At 62.2% G+C, this 16,280-nt stretch carries 17 protein-coding genes; 13 read left to right on the top strand and 4 right to left on the bottom strand.

Annotated elements, in window-relative coordinates; all coding sequences use genetic code 11:
• The 9 genes from NKH13_RS27920 to dhaK all read left to right on the top strand — a co-directional run bounded on the left by NKH13_RS27920 (window position 1) and on the right by dhaK (window position 8,269).
• Window positions 1–1,113, top strand: a complete 1,113-nt coding sequence (locus tag NKH13_RS27920) for an ABC transporter ATP-binding protein (RefSeq protein WP_352719277.1) — start codon at window positions 1–3, stop codon at window positions 1,111–1,113.
• Window positions 1,106–2,119, top strand: a complete 1,014-nt coding sequence (locus NKH13_RS27915) for an ABC transporter ATP-binding protein (RefSeq protein WP_023717962.1) — start codon at window positions 1,106–1,108, stop codon at window positions 2,117–2,119. The genes NKH13_RS27920 and NKH13_RS27915 overlap by 8 nt, the downstream gene beginning before the upstream one ends.
• Before the next feature lie 67 nt (window positions 2,120–2,186).
• A complete protein-coding gene (locus tag NKH13_RS27910) occupies window positions 2,187–3,830 on the top strand; it encodes a dihydroxyacetone kinase subunit DhaK (protein ID WP_352719275.1) in 1,644 nt (547 codons plus the stop codon).
• 81 nt (window positions 3,831–3,911) lie between these two features.
• Window positions 3,912–4,514, top strand: coding sequence for a dihydroxyacetone kinase subunit DhaL (gene dhaL, locus NKH13_RS27905; protein ID WP_352719274.1), 603 nt, complete (start codon window positions 3,912–3,914; stop codon window positions 4,512–4,514).
• A complete protein-coding gene (dhaM, locus tag NKH13_RS27900; RefSeq protein ID WP_292659370.1) occupies window positions 4,511–4,900 on the top strand; it encodes a dihydroxyacetone kinase phosphoryl donor subunit DhaM in 390 nt (129 codons plus the stop codon). The genes dhaL and dhaM overlap by 4 nt, the downstream gene beginning before the upstream one ends.
• 22 nt (window positions 4,901–4,922) lie before the next feature.
• On the top strand, window positions 4,923–5,225 hold the full coding sequence (locus tag NKH13_RS27895) for an HPr family phosphocarrier protein (protein WP_352719273.1): 303 nt from the start codon (window positions 4,923–4,925) through the stop codon (window positions 5,223–5,225).
• The gene (gene ptsP / locus NKH13_RS27890) at window positions 5,209–6,825 is read left to right on the top strand and encodes a phosphoenolpyruvate--protein phosphotransferase (RefSeq protein WP_352719272.1); all 1,617 of its coding nucleotides are present in this window, start codon (window positions 5,209–5,211) and stop codon (window positions 6,823–6,825) included. The genes NKH13_RS27895 and ptsP overlap by 17 nt, the downstream gene beginning before the upstream one ends.
• An 8-nt stretch (window positions 6,826–6,833) precedes the next feature.
• Window positions 6,834–7,256 (top strand): hypothetical protein, encoded by a 423-nt coding sequence (locus NKH13_RS27885; protein ID WP_352719271.1) that lies wholly within the window; start codon window positions 6,834–6,836, stop codon window positions 7,254–7,256.
• Between the two features lie 26 nt (window positions 7,257–7,282).
• Window positions 7,283–8,269, top strand: coding sequence for a dihydroxyacetone kinase subunit DhaK (gene dhaK / locus NKH13_RS27880; RefSeq protein ID WP_352719270.1), 987 nt, complete (start codon window positions 7,283–7,285; stop codon window positions 8,267–8,269).
• A 283-nt stretch (window positions 8,270–8,552) separates the two neighbouring features.
• On the opposite strand, the gene NKH13_RS27875 is transcribed toward dhaK, so the two are convergent.
• Window positions 8,553–9,350 carry a DUF2259 domain-containing protein gene (locus NKH13_RS27875; RefSeq protein ID WP_352915838.1) on the bottom strand — a complete coding sequence of 266 codons (798 nt, stop codon included), beginning with the start codon at window positions 9,348–9,350 and terminating at the stop codon, window positions 8,553–8,555.
• A gap of 170 nt (window positions 9,351–9,520) precedes the next feature.
• Here NKH13_RS27875 and NKH13_RS27870 point away from each other — a divergent pair, with 170 nt between their 5' ends.
• Both NKH13_RS27870 and NKH13_RS27865 read left to right on the top strand, forming a co-directional pair.
• On the top strand, window positions 9,521–11,428 hold the full coding sequence (locus NKH13_RS27870) for a propionyl-CoA synthetase (protein WP_352719269.1): 1,908 nt from the start codon (window positions 9,521–9,523) through the stop codon (window positions 11,426–11,428).
• A 192-nt stretch (window positions 11,429–11,620) separates the two neighbouring features.
• Window positions 11,621–12,322: a metallophosphoesterase family protein gene (locus NKH13_RS27865; RefSeq protein ID WP_352719268.1), complete on the top strand. Its 702-nt coding sequence runs from the start codon at window positions 11,621–11,623 to the stop codon at window positions 12,320–12,322.
• A gap of 101 nt (window positions 12,323–12,423) precedes the next feature.
• Here the strand turns inward: NKH13_RS27865 and NKH13_RS27860 are convergent, their stop codons facing one another.
• Complete coding sequence (locus tag NKH13_RS27860) at window positions 12,424–12,591, bottom strand: Thivi_2564 family membrane protein (RefSeq protein WP_192356189.1); 168 nt, start codon at window positions 12,589–12,591, stop codon at window positions 12,424–12,426.
• Window positions 12,592–12,803: 212 nt separating this feature from the next.
• Between NKH13_RS27860 and NKH13_RS27855 the strand changes: the two genes are divergently transcribed.
• Entirely contained in the window at window positions 12,804–13,256 is a 453-nt protein-coding gene (locus NKH13_RS27855; protein ID WP_352719267.1) for a BA14K family protein, read from the top strand.
• A 110-nt stretch (window positions 13,257–13,366) separates the two neighbouring features.
• On the opposite strand, the gene NKH13_RS27850 is transcribed toward NKH13_RS27855, so the two are convergent.
• Window positions 13,367–13,555, bottom strand: coding sequence for a hypothetical protein (locus NKH13_RS27850; protein ID WP_352665441.1), 189 nt, complete (start codon window positions 13,553–13,555; stop codon window positions 13,367–13,369).
• A 162-nt stretch (window positions 13,556–13,717) separates the two neighbouring features.
• Window positions 13,718–14,788, bottom strand: a complete 1,071-nt coding sequence (locus tag NKH13_RS27845; RefSeq protein WP_352719329.1) for a sensor histidine kinase — start codon at window positions 14,786–14,788, stop codon at window positions 13,718–13,720.
• A 167-nt stretch (window positions 14,789–14,955) separates the two neighbouring features.
• On the opposite strand from NKH13_RS27845, the gene NKH13_RS27840 reads away from it, so the two are divergent.
• On the top strand, window positions 14,956–16,239 hold the full coding sequence (locus NKH13_RS27840) for a glucoamylase family protein (RefSeq protein WP_352915834.1): 1,284 nt from the start codon (window positions 14,956–14,958) through the stop codon (window positions 16,237–16,239).
• The last annotated feature ends 41 nt before the right edge of the window (window positions 16,240–16,280 follow it).

Genomic DNA, 16,280 nt, shown 5'->3' with positions numbered 1-16,280 from the left:
ATGGCCGAGATCAGGGTGGAACATCTGAGGAAGGCATTCGGCGATTTCGTCGCCGTGCAAGATTCCAACTTCGTCGTCGAGGACGGCGAATTCTTCGTCATGCTGGGGCCGTCGGGCTGCGGCAAGACGACGACGCTTCGCATGATCGCCGGGCTCGAACTGCCGACCGGCGGCAAGATCCTGCTTGGCGGCGAGGACGTCACCATGCGGCGTGCCCGCGAGCGCGACATCGCCTTCGTCTTCCAGCTGTTCGCGCTCTATCCGCACATGAATGTGCGGAAGAACATCGGCTTTCCACTGCTGGCGCAAGGCATGCCAGGCGCCGAAATCCGGGCCAGGGTGGAAGAGACGGCGAAGCTTTTGCGGATCGACCATCTGCTTAACAAATCCGTCTCCGGGCTTGCCGGCGGCGACCGCCAGCGCGTTGCGCTCGGCCGCGCCATCGTGCGGCGGCCAAAGTGTTTCCTGATGGACGAGCCGCTCGGCACGCTCGACACCGAATTCCGCGACCTGATGGTCCATGAGCTGCGCGAACTGCACAACCGCATCCACGCCACCACCGTCTATGTCACGCATGACCAGATGGAAGCGATGTCGATGGCCGACAAGATCGCGGTGATGAACCATGGCGTCATCGAGCAGTTCGGCACGCCGCGTGAGATCTACGATCGGCCGGCAACGATGTTCGTCGCCGACTTCATCGGCTCGCCGCCGATGAATTTCCTCAGCTTCGGCGGCGGGCTTTCAAAGGGTACCAGGGAAATTGTTGTGCAAGGCGCGAAGGTGGCCGTGCCGGAGGTGCGCGAGGATGTTGCGCCGGCCGAGATGGCGCTTGGCATCCGGCCGGAGCACATCCGTTTCGACGACGCTTCGAAGCTGCGCGGCGCCATTTATGGCACCGAATATCTCGGCACCACGCAGATTGTGGCGGTGGAGACGGCAGACGGCATCATCAAGGCCAGGGTGCCGGCCGAAATCCGGCTCAATCCGGGCGATCATGTCGGCCTGGCGCTGAGCAGCGCGCGGCTGTCGCTGTTCGCAAAAGGATCCGGCCGTGCGGTGCGCACCGAAATCCATGACTCGGCCTCCCAGGGGAGAGCGCATCATGGCTGACGTTCACATCAAAGGCGTGACCAAGGTTTTTGGCGAGCATGTCGCCGTCGACAATCTCGACCTGCATATCGCCGACGGCGAATTCGTCGTGCTGCTCGGGCCGACCGGCGCCGGCAAGACGACGACGCTCAGGCTGATCGCCGGGCTGGAGCGGCCCGAAGCGGGCTCGATCCATATTGCCGGCCACGACACGACGACGCTGTCGCCGGCCGAGCGCGACACCGCTTTCGTGTTCCAGCAATATTCGCTCTATCCGCATCTGTCGGTCTACGACAACCTCGCCTTTCCGCTGCGCTCGCCGGCGCGGAAAATGCCGGAGGACCAGATCCGCCGCCGCGTCGAGGATGTGGCCAAGATGGTGCGCATCCACCACAAGCTGAATAATCGCTCGACCAAACTCTCGGGCGGCGAGATGCAGCGCGTCGCCATCGGCCGCGCTTTGGTGCGCAAGCCGTCGATCTACCTGATGGACGAGCCGCTGTCGTCGCTCGACGCCAAGCTGCGCGCCGATCTCAGGCTCGAGCTGAAGCGCATCCAGGCCGAACTCGGCGCTACAATGCTCTACGTCACACACGACCAGATCGAAGCGATGACCATGGCCGACCGCATCGGCATCCTCGCCGACGGCGTGCTGGTGCAGATTGGTTCCCCGCGCACGATCTATTCTGAGCCGGCAAACCTTCACGTCGCGGCAAGGCTCGGCCAACCGGCCATCAATTTGTTGCCGGTCGGCTTGCTGCCGGATGGCGGCGCGCCGGCGGGAACCAAGACAATCGGTGCGCGTACCGAACATCTTTCGATCGAGAAGGCCGCGAACGGCCATGCCGACGGCGTCGTCGATTGGGTCGAGCATCTCGGCGACCAGAACCATCTGCACGTGACGGTGGGGACCAAGAAGCTGGTGACGCTGACCGACCCCGACACCGACCTGGCGCAGGGCGACAAGATCATGATCCGCTATCGCTCGCCGCTGTATTTCGGCGCCGATGGGCGACGGCTGATGTGAGCGCTGCGCGAGTGTTTTCCTGGCACCTTTCAACCGGCAATTTCGGGCACCGGACTGGACCAATTCGATGAAGCATTTTTTCAATCGCAGGGATACGATCGTAACTGAGGCCCTGGACGGCTTTCTCGGCACGACCGGCGCCGGCGATCTCGCTCGCCTCGACGGCTATCCCGAGATCAAGGTCATTCTCCGCGCGGACTGGGATAAGACCAAGGTCGCGGTCATTTCCGGCGGCGGGGCCGGGCACGAACCCGCGCATGCCGGTTTCGTCGGCATGGGCATGCTGACGGCGGCGGTTTCGGGCGAGATCTTTGCTTCGCCGAGCGTGGAAGCGGTATTGGCCGCCATCCGCACGGTGACCGGTCCCGCCGGATGCCTGCTGATCGTCAAGAACTATACCGGCGATCGCCTCAACTTCGGCTTGGCCGCCGAGAAGGCGCGCGCCGAAGGCTTCCGCGTCGAGATGGTGATCGTCGCCGACGACATTGCCCTCCCTGACATTGCCCAGCCGCGTGGCGTTGCCGGCACCTTGTTCGTTCACAAGATCGCCGGCCATCTGTCGGAAGCAGGCGTTGATCTGGCGGGGGTTGCCGCGGCGGCGCGGGCCGCGGCGGCGGACATCGTTTCCCTCGGCATATCGCTGTCATCCTGCTCGATCCCCGGCCAGAGCCATGACGAAAGATTTGGCGCCGAGGACGCTGAACTCGGCCTCGGCATCCATGGCGAACCGGGCGTTGAGCGGATTGCGGTGCAAAGTGCCGAAGCGCTGGTTGCGATCATGTCGGAGCGCCTTGCCGCGCGGCTCGATCCCGCCAGCGACTACGCCTTGCTGATCAATAATCTCGGTTCGGTGCCACCGCTGGAAATGTTGCTTGTCGCCAATGCGGTGTTGGCTTCACCGCTGGCACGAAAGGTGACGCTGACGATCGGGCCCGGGCAGCTTATGACCGCGCTCAACATGAACGGCTTTTCTCTGTCGCTGATCCGGCTCGATGCGCCGCGCGAAGCAGCCTTGCGGGCGCCGGTCGGCCCTCACGCCTGGCTGCCGGCAAGAGCCGTTCGCCCAACGAGCGTCGTGCCGGTGGCCAAAGCTGCCGGCCCGGACAACGCGTCGAAAGCCAGCCAGGACGCGCGCACCGAGCGGCTGGTGGTCGCGGTCTGCGAACGGCTGATCTCGCTTGAAGGCGCGTTGAACGGACTGGACGCCAAGGCTGGAGACGGCGACACCGGATCGACTGTGGCGGCCGGTGCGCGCAGCGTGCTTGGCCGCGTTGCGACACTGCCGCTCGCCGACCCTGCCGCAACGCTCGCCGCCGTCGGCGACATCCTGAGCGCCAGCATGGGCGGCTCTAGCGGCGTGCTGTTGTCGATCTTCTTCACCGCCGCCGCGCAGGCGCTGCAGTCTGGCGAAACGCCTCCCAAGGCACTTCTCGCCGGCCTGGATCGGATGTCCTTCTATGGCGGAGCGAGGATCGGCGATCGCACGATGATCGATGCCCTGGAACCCGCCTTGAGGGCGCTGGATAGGGGGAGTCTGGAAGATGCGGCGGTCGCGGCGCAACGCGGAGCCGAGGCCACCGCGGCCATGCGCAAGGCCAAGGCCGGGCGGTCCGCCTATATTGGCAGCCAGCTCGACGGCGTGGTCGACCCCGGCGCCTTTGCCGTCGCCGAGGTCTTCACTGCCCTCGCCGCGTTGCTCGAACCCGCTTGACTGGGGAAAAGAATGCTTCAATTGCCGGATATGCAATTTTCTCGTACTGCCGGCGGCGCAGGGGCCAGGAGCATGGGTGACATGGCGGTAGCGGATCTCTCCAGGCTGATCGAGGCGTCGGCAAACACCATCGCCGCCCATGCCGAAGAGCTGACCAGGCTCGACCAGGCGATCGGCGACGGCGACCATGGGCTCAACATGAAACGCGGCTTCGAGGCCGTGCGAGCCGAGGCCGGTGCGTTCGCGGCAAAGCCGTTGCCCGAGGCGCTGAAGGCGATCGGCACCAAGCTGGTGATGACCGTCGGCGGAGCCTCCGGTCCCTTGTTCGGCACGCTGTTCATGGCGCTCGGCAACGAGATTTCCGCCGCGCCGGATCGCGCCAATCTGGCGGCGGCCTTCGGCAAGGCTATCGAAGCGGTGGCCGCCAGAGGCAAGTCGCAGGCCGGGCAAAAGACCATGCTCGACGTGCTGCAGCCGGTGCATGAGGCCCTCCTGCAGGGAAAGACGGCAGCGGACATCGTCAACATTGCCGACAGTGCAGCCGAGGCGACCGTGCCGATGAAGGCGTTGCGTGGGCGCGCCTCATTCCTTGGCGACCGTTCGATCGGTCATATGGATGCCGGCGCACGCTCGACCGCGCTTCTGGTGCGGGCCGTAGCCGAAGCAATCGAGAGGCGCGCATGAGCAATGTCGGCATCGTCATCGTATCGCATTCGCCGCTGGTCGCCGAAGGCACCGCCGACATGGTGCGGCAGATGGTTGGCAACGAAGTGCCGCTTGCATGGTGCGGCGGAAACGGCCATGGCGGGCTGGGAACCAACGTCGAGGCGATCATGGGCGCCATCGACAAGGCTTGGTCGGAGGCGGGTGTCGCGATCCTCGTCGATCTCGGCGGTGCCGAGACCAATAGCGAGATGGCGGTCGAGATGATCGGCGAACCACGCGCCCAGAAGATCATCGTCTGCAATGCGCCGATCGTCGAAGGCGCGGTGATGGCGGCGACCGAGGCTTCCGGCGGCGCCTCGCTCAAGGAAGTGGTGGCGACGGCGCACGAATTGTCGCCGTCGTGAATGAACGGGAATTTTGACAAGCATGTCCGCAGCAGCCGAAGCCAGCGTCCTGATCACCCATGAGGTGGGACTGCATGCGCGTCCTTCGGTGAAGTTCACCAAGCTTGCCAAGACGTTTTCGGCCGACATCGAGATTGCGCTCGCCGCCAACGGACCGTGGCTCGACGCCAAGAGCATCGTTAAGGTAATGGCTGCGAAAGCGCCGAAAGGTACTGTCCTGCATATCAGAGCCAGAGGGGACGGCGCCGGTGAGGCGGTCGGCGCGCTGGTCGAGCTGGTGCGGCGCGATTTCGACGAAGGCAAGGACCATGCCCGAACCGCTTAGGCTGCAGGGCATTTCGGCATCGGCCGGCTATGCCGAGGGGCCGCTGTTCGATCTGGACCAGGCTACTGTGCGTTATGTCCGCAAGGCGACTGCCGCGGACGAGAAAGCGGCGCTTGAGGCCGCCATCTCCATTGCCGCAGGCCGGCTCGCGACATTGATCGAAACCAGCGACAGCGAGGCGGCCGGGATCCTCGAATTCCAGCTCGCCATACTGGAGGACGACGCGCTGACCGGCCCGGCTTTTTCGCACATCGCCGAGGGCATGGCTGCTGATGTGGCTTGGCGAACAGCGCTCGACGCCGAGATCGCCGGCTATGAAACATCCGACCAGGACTATTTCCGGGCGCGTGCGGCCGATATGCGCGATATACGCGACCAGGTGCTGCGCGCGCTGACCGGGGGCGGCGACATTGCCGCACCGGCGGGTGCGATCTTCTACGGCGAGGATATCGCACCGACGCGCTTCCTCGAAACCGACTGGAGTGCCGGCGGCGGCATAGCACTTACAGCCGGAAGTGCCGCAAGTCATGTCGCAATGCTGGCACGCTCGCGCGGCGTGCCAATGGTGGTGGGGCTTGGACTCGTGGCGCATGGGGTGGCCGGGCCCGGTGCTTCGCCGGCTCACCTTACCGGAATCGCACTGCTCGATGCCGAACATGGCGGCATCGTGTTGGCGCCTTCGAAAGCGGAGATCGCCATATTCCGGCGATCGTCGTTGTCTTTCGCAGCGCATCGCGGCAAAGCGGCAGCCTATCTGACAAGGCCGGCGGCAACGAAGACCGGCATAGCGGTCCGGATGCAGGTGAATATTGCCGATCCGTCCGATGTCGACACCATCGATGTCGCGACCTGCGACGGTGTCGGGCTGATGCGGACCGAATTCCTGTTCGGCAAGACACTGCCGGACGAGGAGACGCAATATCGCGCCTACCGCAAAGTGCTGGAATGGGCAGGCGACAGGCCGGTAACGATCCGTACCGTCGATGCGGGCGGCGATAAGCCTGTGCCGGGCCTGACCGTCGAGGAAGGTAATCCATTCCTTGGCCTGCGCGGGATCAGGCTGTCGCTGGCGCGCCCAGAGGTCTTTCGCGTGCAGATCCGCGCCTTGCTACGCGCCGCCATGCACGGCAATCTGAAGGTGATGTTCCCGATGATCGCCGTCCCGGAAGAGTATGGACGCGCCACCGCGCTGTTCGCAGAGGAGCAGGCTGACCTTTTGGCGTGCGGCATCGCGCAAAAAATGCCGCCGCTTGGTATCATGGTCGAGGTGCCGTCGGTGGCGATTGCGCCGGAGGCATTCGCCAGGGCCGCCTTCTTCTCGATCGGTTCGAATGATTTGACCCAATACGTGATGGCCGCCGCTCGCGACAACATTTCTGTCGCACATCTGAATTCCGTCAGGCACCCGGCCGTGCTCCGGCTGATCGCCTCCGTTGCCGCCTTCGGCCGCGAGCATAATATCCCGGTCAGCCTGTGTGGCGATGCCGGCGGCGACCCCGCCTCGATCCCGGCGCTGCTCGAAGCCGGCCTGCGTGACCTCTCCGTCGCTCCCGCCCAACTCGCGATGGCTAAGGCGGCCATCGCGGACGTTTCGATCTAGGCCCCGGCATGGCAGACAAGGCGTCGCAATCCGGCCCCGAAGAGGCGATCCGCGCCTACAAGACGATCCTGTCGCAGGTGATCGACCAGCGCCCATCCGGCATGCGCCAGCGCCTCGCCGACGCGCTGGGCAAGCACCGCAGCTTCGTCACGCAGATTTCCAGCCCGGCCTATTCGACGCCGATACCATCGAAGCATTTGCCGGCTATCTTCTCGGTCTGCCATTTCAGCTCGGCCGAACGCGATCATTTCCTTGACGCATATCATCGGGCGCATCCGGGAAAGATGTCGCTGGCTGCAGGCATGCGCAAGACACGCCATGTCTCGCTGATCGTTCCCGATTTCGGCGACGACAAGCAGAACGCGGCGCTCGACCGGGCGGTCAACGATTTCATCCAGAAGATCACCAGCATCGCCGGCAAGGGCAGCTGACGCTGGGCTATTTCGGGAGGACAGCCATGAAGAAATTTCTGAATTCGGTCGATACGGTGCTGACCGAGAGCCTCGACGGCTTCGTTGCCGCGCATGCCGACATCCTGGCGCTTGGCGAGGAGCACAAATTTGTCCGCCGCAAGGTGCTCAAGCCGGGCAAGGTGGCGCTGATCTCCGGTGGCGGCTCGGGTCACGAGCCGCTGCATGGCGGGTTCGTCGGGCATGGCATGCTGGATGCCGCCTGCCCCGGCCAGGTATTCACCTCGCCGACGCCTGACCAGATGATGGCGGCGGCCGAAGCCGTCAATACGGGCGCCGGCTGCCTGTTCATCGTCAAGAACTACGAGGGCGACGTGATGAATTTCGACATGGCCGCTGAAATGACGGAAGGCGTGATGCAAATCGTGACCAATGACGACGTCGCGGTCGAAAACTCGTCCTACACCACCGGCCGGCGCGGCGTCGCCGGTACGCTGGTGGTCGAGAAAATCGTCGGCGCGGCAGCCGAACAAGGCATGCCACTGGAGCCGTTGAAGGCGCTGGGCGAGCGCGTCAACGGCGCGACGCGCTCGATGGGCGTGGCGCTGACCAGTTGCACCGTGCCGGCGGCGGGCAAGCCGACCTTCGATATCGGCGACGGCGAGATGGAGTTCGGGGTTGGCATCCATGGCGAGCCCGGAAGGCGGCGCGACACATTGAAGAGCGCCGATGCTATCGCCGAGGAGATCTGTACCGCAATCCTGGGTGACCTGGGCGACGGTGCCAGAGGCCAGGCGCTACTCTTCGTCAACGGCTTTGGCGGCACACCGTTGATGGAGCTCTATCTGATGTACAACAGCGCCCGCAAAATCTTCGAGAAGCACGGCGTGACGGTGGCCCGTTCGCTGGTCGGATCCTATGTGACCTCGCTCGACATGGCCGGCTGTTCGATCACGCTGAGCATGCTCGACGACGAGGCGGCTGTTTGGTGGGATGCACCGGTACATACGGCCGCGCTGCGCTGGGGCATGTAGCGGCGCAGGATGTCCCAGAAATAGTCGGTGATAGGACCGACATCGGCAACGCCGCGCATCGTCAGACAGTTGCCCTCCTCACCCTGCGTAAGATAAAGGATCTGCGGGTTTGGGGAGTTCGAGGATGCGTTACAATTGGGATCGGGCGCCGACGGGTTTCGAGCGCCATGGAAAGATGCTGGCAGCCGCCTTGCTGATCGCCGGTGGGGTCGGCCTTATGCTCGCTGCCCTCCCGCTCTAGGGACAACAACTCGGGTAGCGGACTACTTCTCAGCGCGTTGCCTCAGCGCGCCTGGCCAGTCACGGCGATGAAACGGCGGTCGCGCCCTTCAAATCCCTGACTGAAGCGCTGCACGAGCACGACAAGCACGCCCGGTTTTCCATCCGGGGTGAATGCGTAAGATTCCGACAGGCTGTAGGAAGTCGGGCAATTCCTCGAACCGGGCACCGCCTTGTCCTCATGGAGCAGCTTGATCGGCTTGCCGTCCTGACCCTGCAGCGTCAGGCGAAAGCCGAGCGCCTTGCCGATCGTCTCGCCTTGCTGCGTCCCGTCGAAACTCGCTGAACAATCCGCAGTACTATCGGCAAGGATCTGCTCGAGCTGGATGGTCGAAATGCCAAGCTCGTCATAAGCCGGCGAAAGCCATTTCTGCGAAACCTGCTCGAGGCGCGCAATGTCGTTGTAGGCGACCAAGTCGTCGGGAAAGGTGAATTTGTCTAAGCCCGTCCGCTCGCCGCGCGGCGCTATGGCATATTTGGCCAGCAAGGGCGCCGCCTGCGCCGCGGCACGCTCCCGCGCCTGCGCAAGCGTCAGTGTCGCATCCTCCGTCTCGTCGACGATGACGATCGGCTTGCCGCCGACGAACTCATCGGTGCGCGTGTCGATGATGTCGATCTCCGACCAGCCCGAATCCGAAGCACCGGCATCGAGCGTGCCGTACTGTTCGAAGGCGAAGTAGTTGCCGTCGGGCGAAAAGCCGATGACGCGCCGGGCCGCCGCGTCGCCGGCCTGAGCAGATGAAGCGAGCACCAACGCCAGCATCGCAACCACGGAAAACCCAAGCTCGCATCGCAATTTCATCGCGCCCTGCCCCTAATGCCGAAAATTCGGCCGATACCGGCCCCCAGACCACCATGACCCGCACTTGCGGCCAAGTTAGAACGACGGCAAACGAAACGCACAAATACATGGTTACACAAACCAGCATACGCTATTTCAAGGACAGCAAACATTCCTGGGGAGGAAGCTGGATGGCGTCACGCTACCATGAGGTCTATGACGACTGGAAACGCGACCCGGAAAAATTCTGGGCCGATGCAGCGAGTGCAATCGCCTGGTTCTCGCCCTTCGAGACCGTGTTCGACGCCAATGCCGGCGTCTATGGCCGATGGTTCAATGGCGCCTCGTGCAACACCTGCTTCAATGCCGTCGATCGTCATGTGACGGGCGGTCGCGCCGACCAGATCGCGTTGATCCATGACAGCGCGATTTCCGGCACAATCACGAAATTCACCTACGCCGAGCTGAAGCGCGAGGTGGTCGCGCTGACCTCGGTGCTCAAGAACCGCGGCATCCAAAAAGGCGATCGCGTCATCATCTACATGCCGATGGTGCCGGAAGCAGCCTTCGCCATGCTTGCCTGCGCGCGGATCGGCGCCGTGCACTCGGTTGTCTTCGGCGGCTTTGCCTCGCATGAGCTCGCCACGCGCATCGACGATGCCAAGCCGAAGCTGATCATCTCTGCGTCCTGCGGCCTGGAGCCCGGGCGTGTCGTTGCCTATAAGCCGCTGCTCGACAAGGCGATCGAGATGTCGCGGCACAAGCCCGAAAGGTGCCTCATCCTGCAGCGCGACCAGCTGCGCTGCGAGCTCAGGGAAAATTACGACATCGACTATGCCGACGCCGTGGCGCGTGAGCGGGCCGCCGGCGCCAATGTCGACTGTGTTCCGGTGCTTGCCACCGATCCGCTCTACATCATCTACACGTCGGGCACGACCGGCCAGCCGAAGGGCATCGTGCGCGACAATGGCGGCCATATGGTCGCGCTGAAATGGTCGATGGAAAACGAGTTCGGCGTCAAGCCGGGCGAAGTGTTCTGGGCGGCTTCCGATGTCGGCTGGGTAGTCGGCCATTCCTATATCGTCTACGGCCCGCTGCTGCATGGCTGCACGACCGTGCTGTTCGAGGGCAAGCCGGTCGGCACGCCCGACGCCGGCACCTATTGGCGCGTGATCGCCGAGCATGGGGTGGTTGCGCTGTTCACCGCACCAACCGCCTTTCGCGCCATCAAAGGACAGGACCCGAAAGGCGAATTCGCCCCGAAATACGACCTGTCCAAATTCCGCACGCTGTTCCTCGCCGGCGAGCGCGCCGATCCGGAAACCATCAAATGGGCGGAGCAGAAATTGAACGTGCCGGTGGTCGACCATTGGTGGCAGACGGAGACCGGCTCGCCGATGACCATCAACCCCGCCGGACTGGGCCTTTTGCCGGTCAAATACGGCTCGCCCGGCGTGCCGATGCCTGGCTACGACATTCGCGTGCTGGACGATGCCGGGCATGAGGTCAAGCGCGGCACGCTTGGCAATGTCGTGGTGAAATTGCCGTTGCCCCCCGGCTGCCTGCCGACGCTGTGGAATGCCGACGAGCGGTTTCGCCAAGCCTATCTCGAGGAGTTCCCCGGCTTCTACAAAACCGCGGATGCCGGCATGATGGACGATGACGATTATCTCTATGTCATGGCCCGCACCGACGACATCATCAATGTCGCCGGCCACCGGCTGTCGACCGGCGCCATGGAGGAGGTGCTGGCCGCGCATCCCGATGTTGCCGAATGCGCCGTCGTCGGCATTGCCGATGCGATGAAAGGCCAGGTTCCACTCGGCTTCGTCGTGCTGAATGCCGGCGTCGACCGCGACGCCGGCATCATCGAAAACGAGGCGGTCACGCTGGTGCGCGAACGGATCGGCCCGGTCGCTGCCTTCAAGACGGTGGTGACGATCAAGCGCCTGCCGAAGACGCGCTCCGGCAAGATCCTGCGCGGCACCATGCAGAAGATTGCCGACAAGGAGGAATGGGCCATGCCGGCAACGATCGACGACCCGGCCATCCTCGACGAGATCACCGCCGCGCTGAACCGCCGCGGCATCGGCCTGTAGGGACGCCGAAGCCGAGTTGCGTCCGAAGCTCCGGTATGGAACGACCGGCGCCGGACATGGTATCCACGCGGTGTGTCGCCATGTTGTTCCGAAATCGAGGCGCACCCACAGCCATGCGAGATGCCATACGTGACCCTGTTCCAGCGATCGAGAAAGCCCCAGGCCGCGGCACGCCAGCGGCTGGAGATCGATATGCGGGGCACAGTCGTCTATGCGATCGGCGACGTGCATGGCTGCTACAAGGAACTCCGCGCGCTGGAGCAGAAGATCCTGCTCGATTCGGCATCCTTCGAAGGGCGCAAGCTCATCATCATGCTCGGCGACTACGTCGATCGCGGGCCTCAGTCGGCGCGTGTGCTCGATCATCTGCTGGCGCCGCCACTCCAAGGCTTCCAGCGCATCTGCCTTGCCGGCAACCACGAAGTCGTGATGCTGAACTACGTCGACGGGATCATTTCGCGAGAGTCGTGGCTGGCGATAGGCGGCCTGCAAACGCTGTTTTCCTACGGCGTCGATCCGTCGCGCATGGCCGATCTCTACGGTTCAAGCGAGGAGGTCGACCGGCGCATTCGGGAGATCATTCCCGCCGGCCATATCAGCTTCATGCGCGCGCTGCCGGTCATGGTCTGTTCGGCGAAATTCGTGTTCGTTCATGCCGGCATCAGGCCGGGCATCGAGCTGGCCGCGCAGGACGAGAACGACCTGCTCAACATCCGCTCGGAATTTTTCGAAGCCGCGCATCTTCTCGACCGCTACGTCGTGCATGGGCATACGCCCGTCGACATTCCGCAGCTCGAGGGGCGCCGGCTTGGCATCGACACCGGCGCGTTCCAAAGCGGCCGGCTAACCGCCCTCAGGATCATCGACAAGCGCGCCAGGCTGATATTTTCCTGAGCGGGAAGGTCTCGAGCCTACTACGCACGAGTAGGCCCAAAGCGCTGGGTTGTCCTGCTCAGTCGGACGCCAGCAGCGTCGCATATCGCAATCATGGTGGCTTAAAACACTGCGAGGTACTTCAGCAGCGAAATGATGCCGATAATGATCACGATAATTTGGGCAATCTGACGAGTACGACCATCAAGCGGCAGCCGGTTGACCAGATACAGCACCAGAATGATTACAAGGAAAGTGATCAGAATGCTGATCAAAGGAGTGCCGGCCATTGTCCCTCACTGTATGAAACGTAGAAAAACAAGCCAGCAACACCGCGCTGCGTGAAGATTGCCCATGCTTGCTCGAGCCGTAGCACCTGGCGAGTGATTCGAACAGCCTGGCTGGCGGTGTCGAAAGCTGTCTGACACGCCATGCAACCTTGACCTCTTTAAATCGTTTTAAATTCGAAGAGGGATATCAACCATCCCTTCAAAGGAGATTTATGAACAAGATATTATCGGGTTTGCTCGCGGCCACGTTGTCAGTTTCATTCGTGACGGCAGCCGGGTCAGCCGGCGCAGCTCAACTGTTCCTGCCGCAAACACCTTCCGTTTCGTCCGATGTGGCGACGGTCGACTACAAGCCGTGGATGAAGCGGAAATTCAACCGCAATCGCAATTTTTCGCGCAACGATGGCGTGAACTGGAACGGTCATCGCGGCTATCGTGAATACCATCGCGGCTATCGCCGCCATGGTGACTACTGGTTTCCGCTGGCGGCCTTCGCTGCCGGCGCGGTGATCAGCGGCGTGATCATCAACAACAACCAGAACCGGGTCAGTCGCGGCGATTCGCATGTACAGTGGTGCTATGACCGATACCGGAGCTATCGAGCTTCAGACGATACATTCCAGCCTAGCTATGGCCCTCGGCAGCTGTGTAATTCGCCGTACTGAGACGTAAGGTTTTTTACCGCATCAAAAACCCCGCATCGCGCGGGGTTTTTCGTAGCGGCGCCAAGGCGGCGAAGGAAAGGCGAACGTAGCGTGGATCTCGGCTTGAGTGTCTATTCCAGACGGAATTCGACAGCGTGCGCTTCAGCCTCCGTAATAAGGCCGCCGTCGACGGCGGCTTCGAATGCTTTGGCAAAATACTGATCATCGGAAGTCTGGTGATCCTGGCCCGAAAGATCGACCGGATACGCGCCGATCACCCGGCCCGTAATTTTCTCGATTACCGTCACGGTCCGCTGCATCGGTTTTTCTCCAATTAAACAGAACCTATAGCACACAGAATAGGAACATCAGCGGCAGCCGCTCGCGAGCGGCTTCGAAACATTCGAGCTACACCCACATGATGGGACGATCTTCGAGGCACTATTCGGATAACCGCTTAAAGCCTACGCCAAGCGACCAAGCTATGCTGCTTTCGGCATCCGCGACGTGAATGTCGCTCTGGTAACGGCGATCGTCGTGCCAGTGTTGCCCGTGACGGTGTCAATGCGTGCTTCAAGCTGTTTGACAAGTGCCTCCACGATCGCTGTCCCCAGTCCCGCACATGGAATGTCGCCAACGGGTTTGCCCCACCCGTTGTCCGATACGGTCAACTTCCAATCCTCAGCATCGGTCTCATAGGTCACCAAGATCAGCGCATCGACCTTTTCTGTCGAGAATGCATACTTGATGGCGTTGAGAACGAGCTCGGTTACGATCAGGCCAAGGCTCACCGCCTTCTGGGAATCTATCCTTCCATTTTCCGCCATGACGTTGACGGCAATAGCCTGTGTTTCCCCGATCATCGAAGCGGCCAAACTGCTGCAAAGCTTCGACAGATAAGAACCAACCTCGATTTCGTCGGCACCGGTTGAGGCATGGAGATGCCGTTGCACTTCGGCCACCGACAGCACGCGTTGATGGGCATCCTTCAGGTGCTGCCGCGTTTCATCTGAGGTGACGGACCGAGCCTTCAGCAGCAAAATGCTGGCGATGATCTGTAGGCTGTTGGCGACCCGGTGCTCCATTTCGCGCAGCAGCACATCTTTCTGGCGCAGCAAGTCTTCGGTGCGGCCGAGAAGCTCTTCCTTTTCCCTTTCGATGGCGCGGCGCGCCGTGATGTCATTGAAGGCGAGCAGGATGGTCGCGGCTGAACTGTGGTCGTAAAGGACCTTTCGCGCGTTGAGCAGCATCGTGCGCCGGCCGATATCGGGGAAATCATGCTCGACCTCGAAGCCGTCCATGGCGGTCTTCTCGGGAATGATCGTCTCCAAGAGCAGGTGAAGCGCTGGAATGTCCCACTGGCCGTCGCCCAGCGCGTAGAGCAGCGAGCCGTGCGTCTGCTCGGGGTCGACCCTGAAGGTCTGATAGAAGGAGCGGTTGGCCGCCAGCACGCGAAAGTTCTCATCGAGAACGAGGAAGGGTTCGACGATCGTATTGACGATGGCCTGCGCCAGCGTCTGCGCGTCTTCGATATTCGCAATGGGGTGGAACATAGGCTTCGAGGCCAATCCAGGGGCCGTGTCCCCTTGATTTTCTTTCTACCGGTTTGCCAGCCACCTGTCGCGAAATGAATCGGCCAAACGCAGCAGTGAGTGGCGGTCCGTGTGCCCAATTGTTTTAGGAATGGCCTTGGGGCACCCGAGGCACTAACACCGGCTCGATGATTCCAGCACTCGACCTTCCGGAAGATACTTTCGAATTCGACGATGATGCGCTGTTGGATGCTGTGCAGCGGCAGACGGTGCGCTATTTTTGGGAAGGCGCGCATCCCGTCAGCGGTCTTGCCCGCGACCGGCAGAAGACCACAGGTGATCCTGCCAACGATCTGGTGACGATCGGGGGGTCCGGTTTTGGCATTGCAGCTATCATCGTTGCGGTCGAACGGGAATGGATCGACCGCGCTGCGGCTTTACCGCGACTGCATGGCATGCTCGATTTCCTGGAAAACTCGCCGCGCTACCACGGCGTTTTTCCGCATTTCGTCAATGGCCGTACCGGTGCGACAATTCCATTCGGTCGCAAGGATGACGGCGCTGATCTGGTCGAAACCACTTTCCTGTTTCAAGGTCTGATCTGCGCCCGTGAGTACTTCGCCGAGATGGCAACCGAGGAAGTTCTCCTTCGCCAGCGCGTGAACGCGCTGTTGCTGCCGGCCGAATGGAATTGGTTCGCACGCGGGGCCCGGCAACTGATGTGGCACTGGAGCCCGAACCACGGCTGGGCGATGGACAGCCCGATCAGGGGTTGGAACGAATGCATGCTCACCTTCGTGCTGGCGGCGGGATCAACTCGCCACCCCATTGATCCGGGCATCTATCACGAAGGCTTTGCTGGTGGATCCGACTTTCGAAACGGGCGCGATCATTACGGGATCGTCCTGCCATTGGGAATGGATTCTGGTGGTCCGCTCTTCTTTTCGCAATATTCCTTCTGCGGGCTCGATCCACGAGGCCTAAGCGACCGATACGCCGACTACTGGCAACAGAACCTCCGTCATACGCAGATCAATTATCGGCACTGCGTTCGCAATCCCCATAGCCATCTGGGATACGGCCCTGACTGCTGGGGTCTGACCGCGAGCCATGGGCCGCGAGGATACGTCGCGCATGCACCCGACAGGGACTTTGGCGTAATCACTCCGTCTGCTGCCCTGTCGAGCTTCCCTTATGCACCGGCGGAGGCGATGCGCGCACTGCGTGGCTTCCTGACCAAGCCTCGGAAACGCATATGGGGCCGCTTCGGCTTTGTCGACGCGTTTTGCGAAAGCCGCAACTGGTACTCCCGAACCTATCTGGCCATCAATCAGGGGCCAATCATCGCGATGATCGAGAACCATCGTACAGGGCTGTTGTGGCGGCTTTTCATGCGGGCGCCGGAAGTGCGCAGAGGCTTGGAGAAGCTTGGCTTCATCAGCAAGCATCTCAGAACGTCAACACCCCAATAAATATTTGCGACGCCGGGTGATTCCGCTGGGGTGCAAAATGG

This window comes from Mesorhizobium sp. M1348, assembly GCF_040317925.1.
In the GTDB taxonomy this organism is placed as follows: Bacteria; Pseudomonadota; Alphaproteobacteria; order Rhizobiales; family Rhizobiaceae; genus Mesorhizobium.
This window is presented reverse-complemented; position numbering and strand designations above follow the sequence as displayed.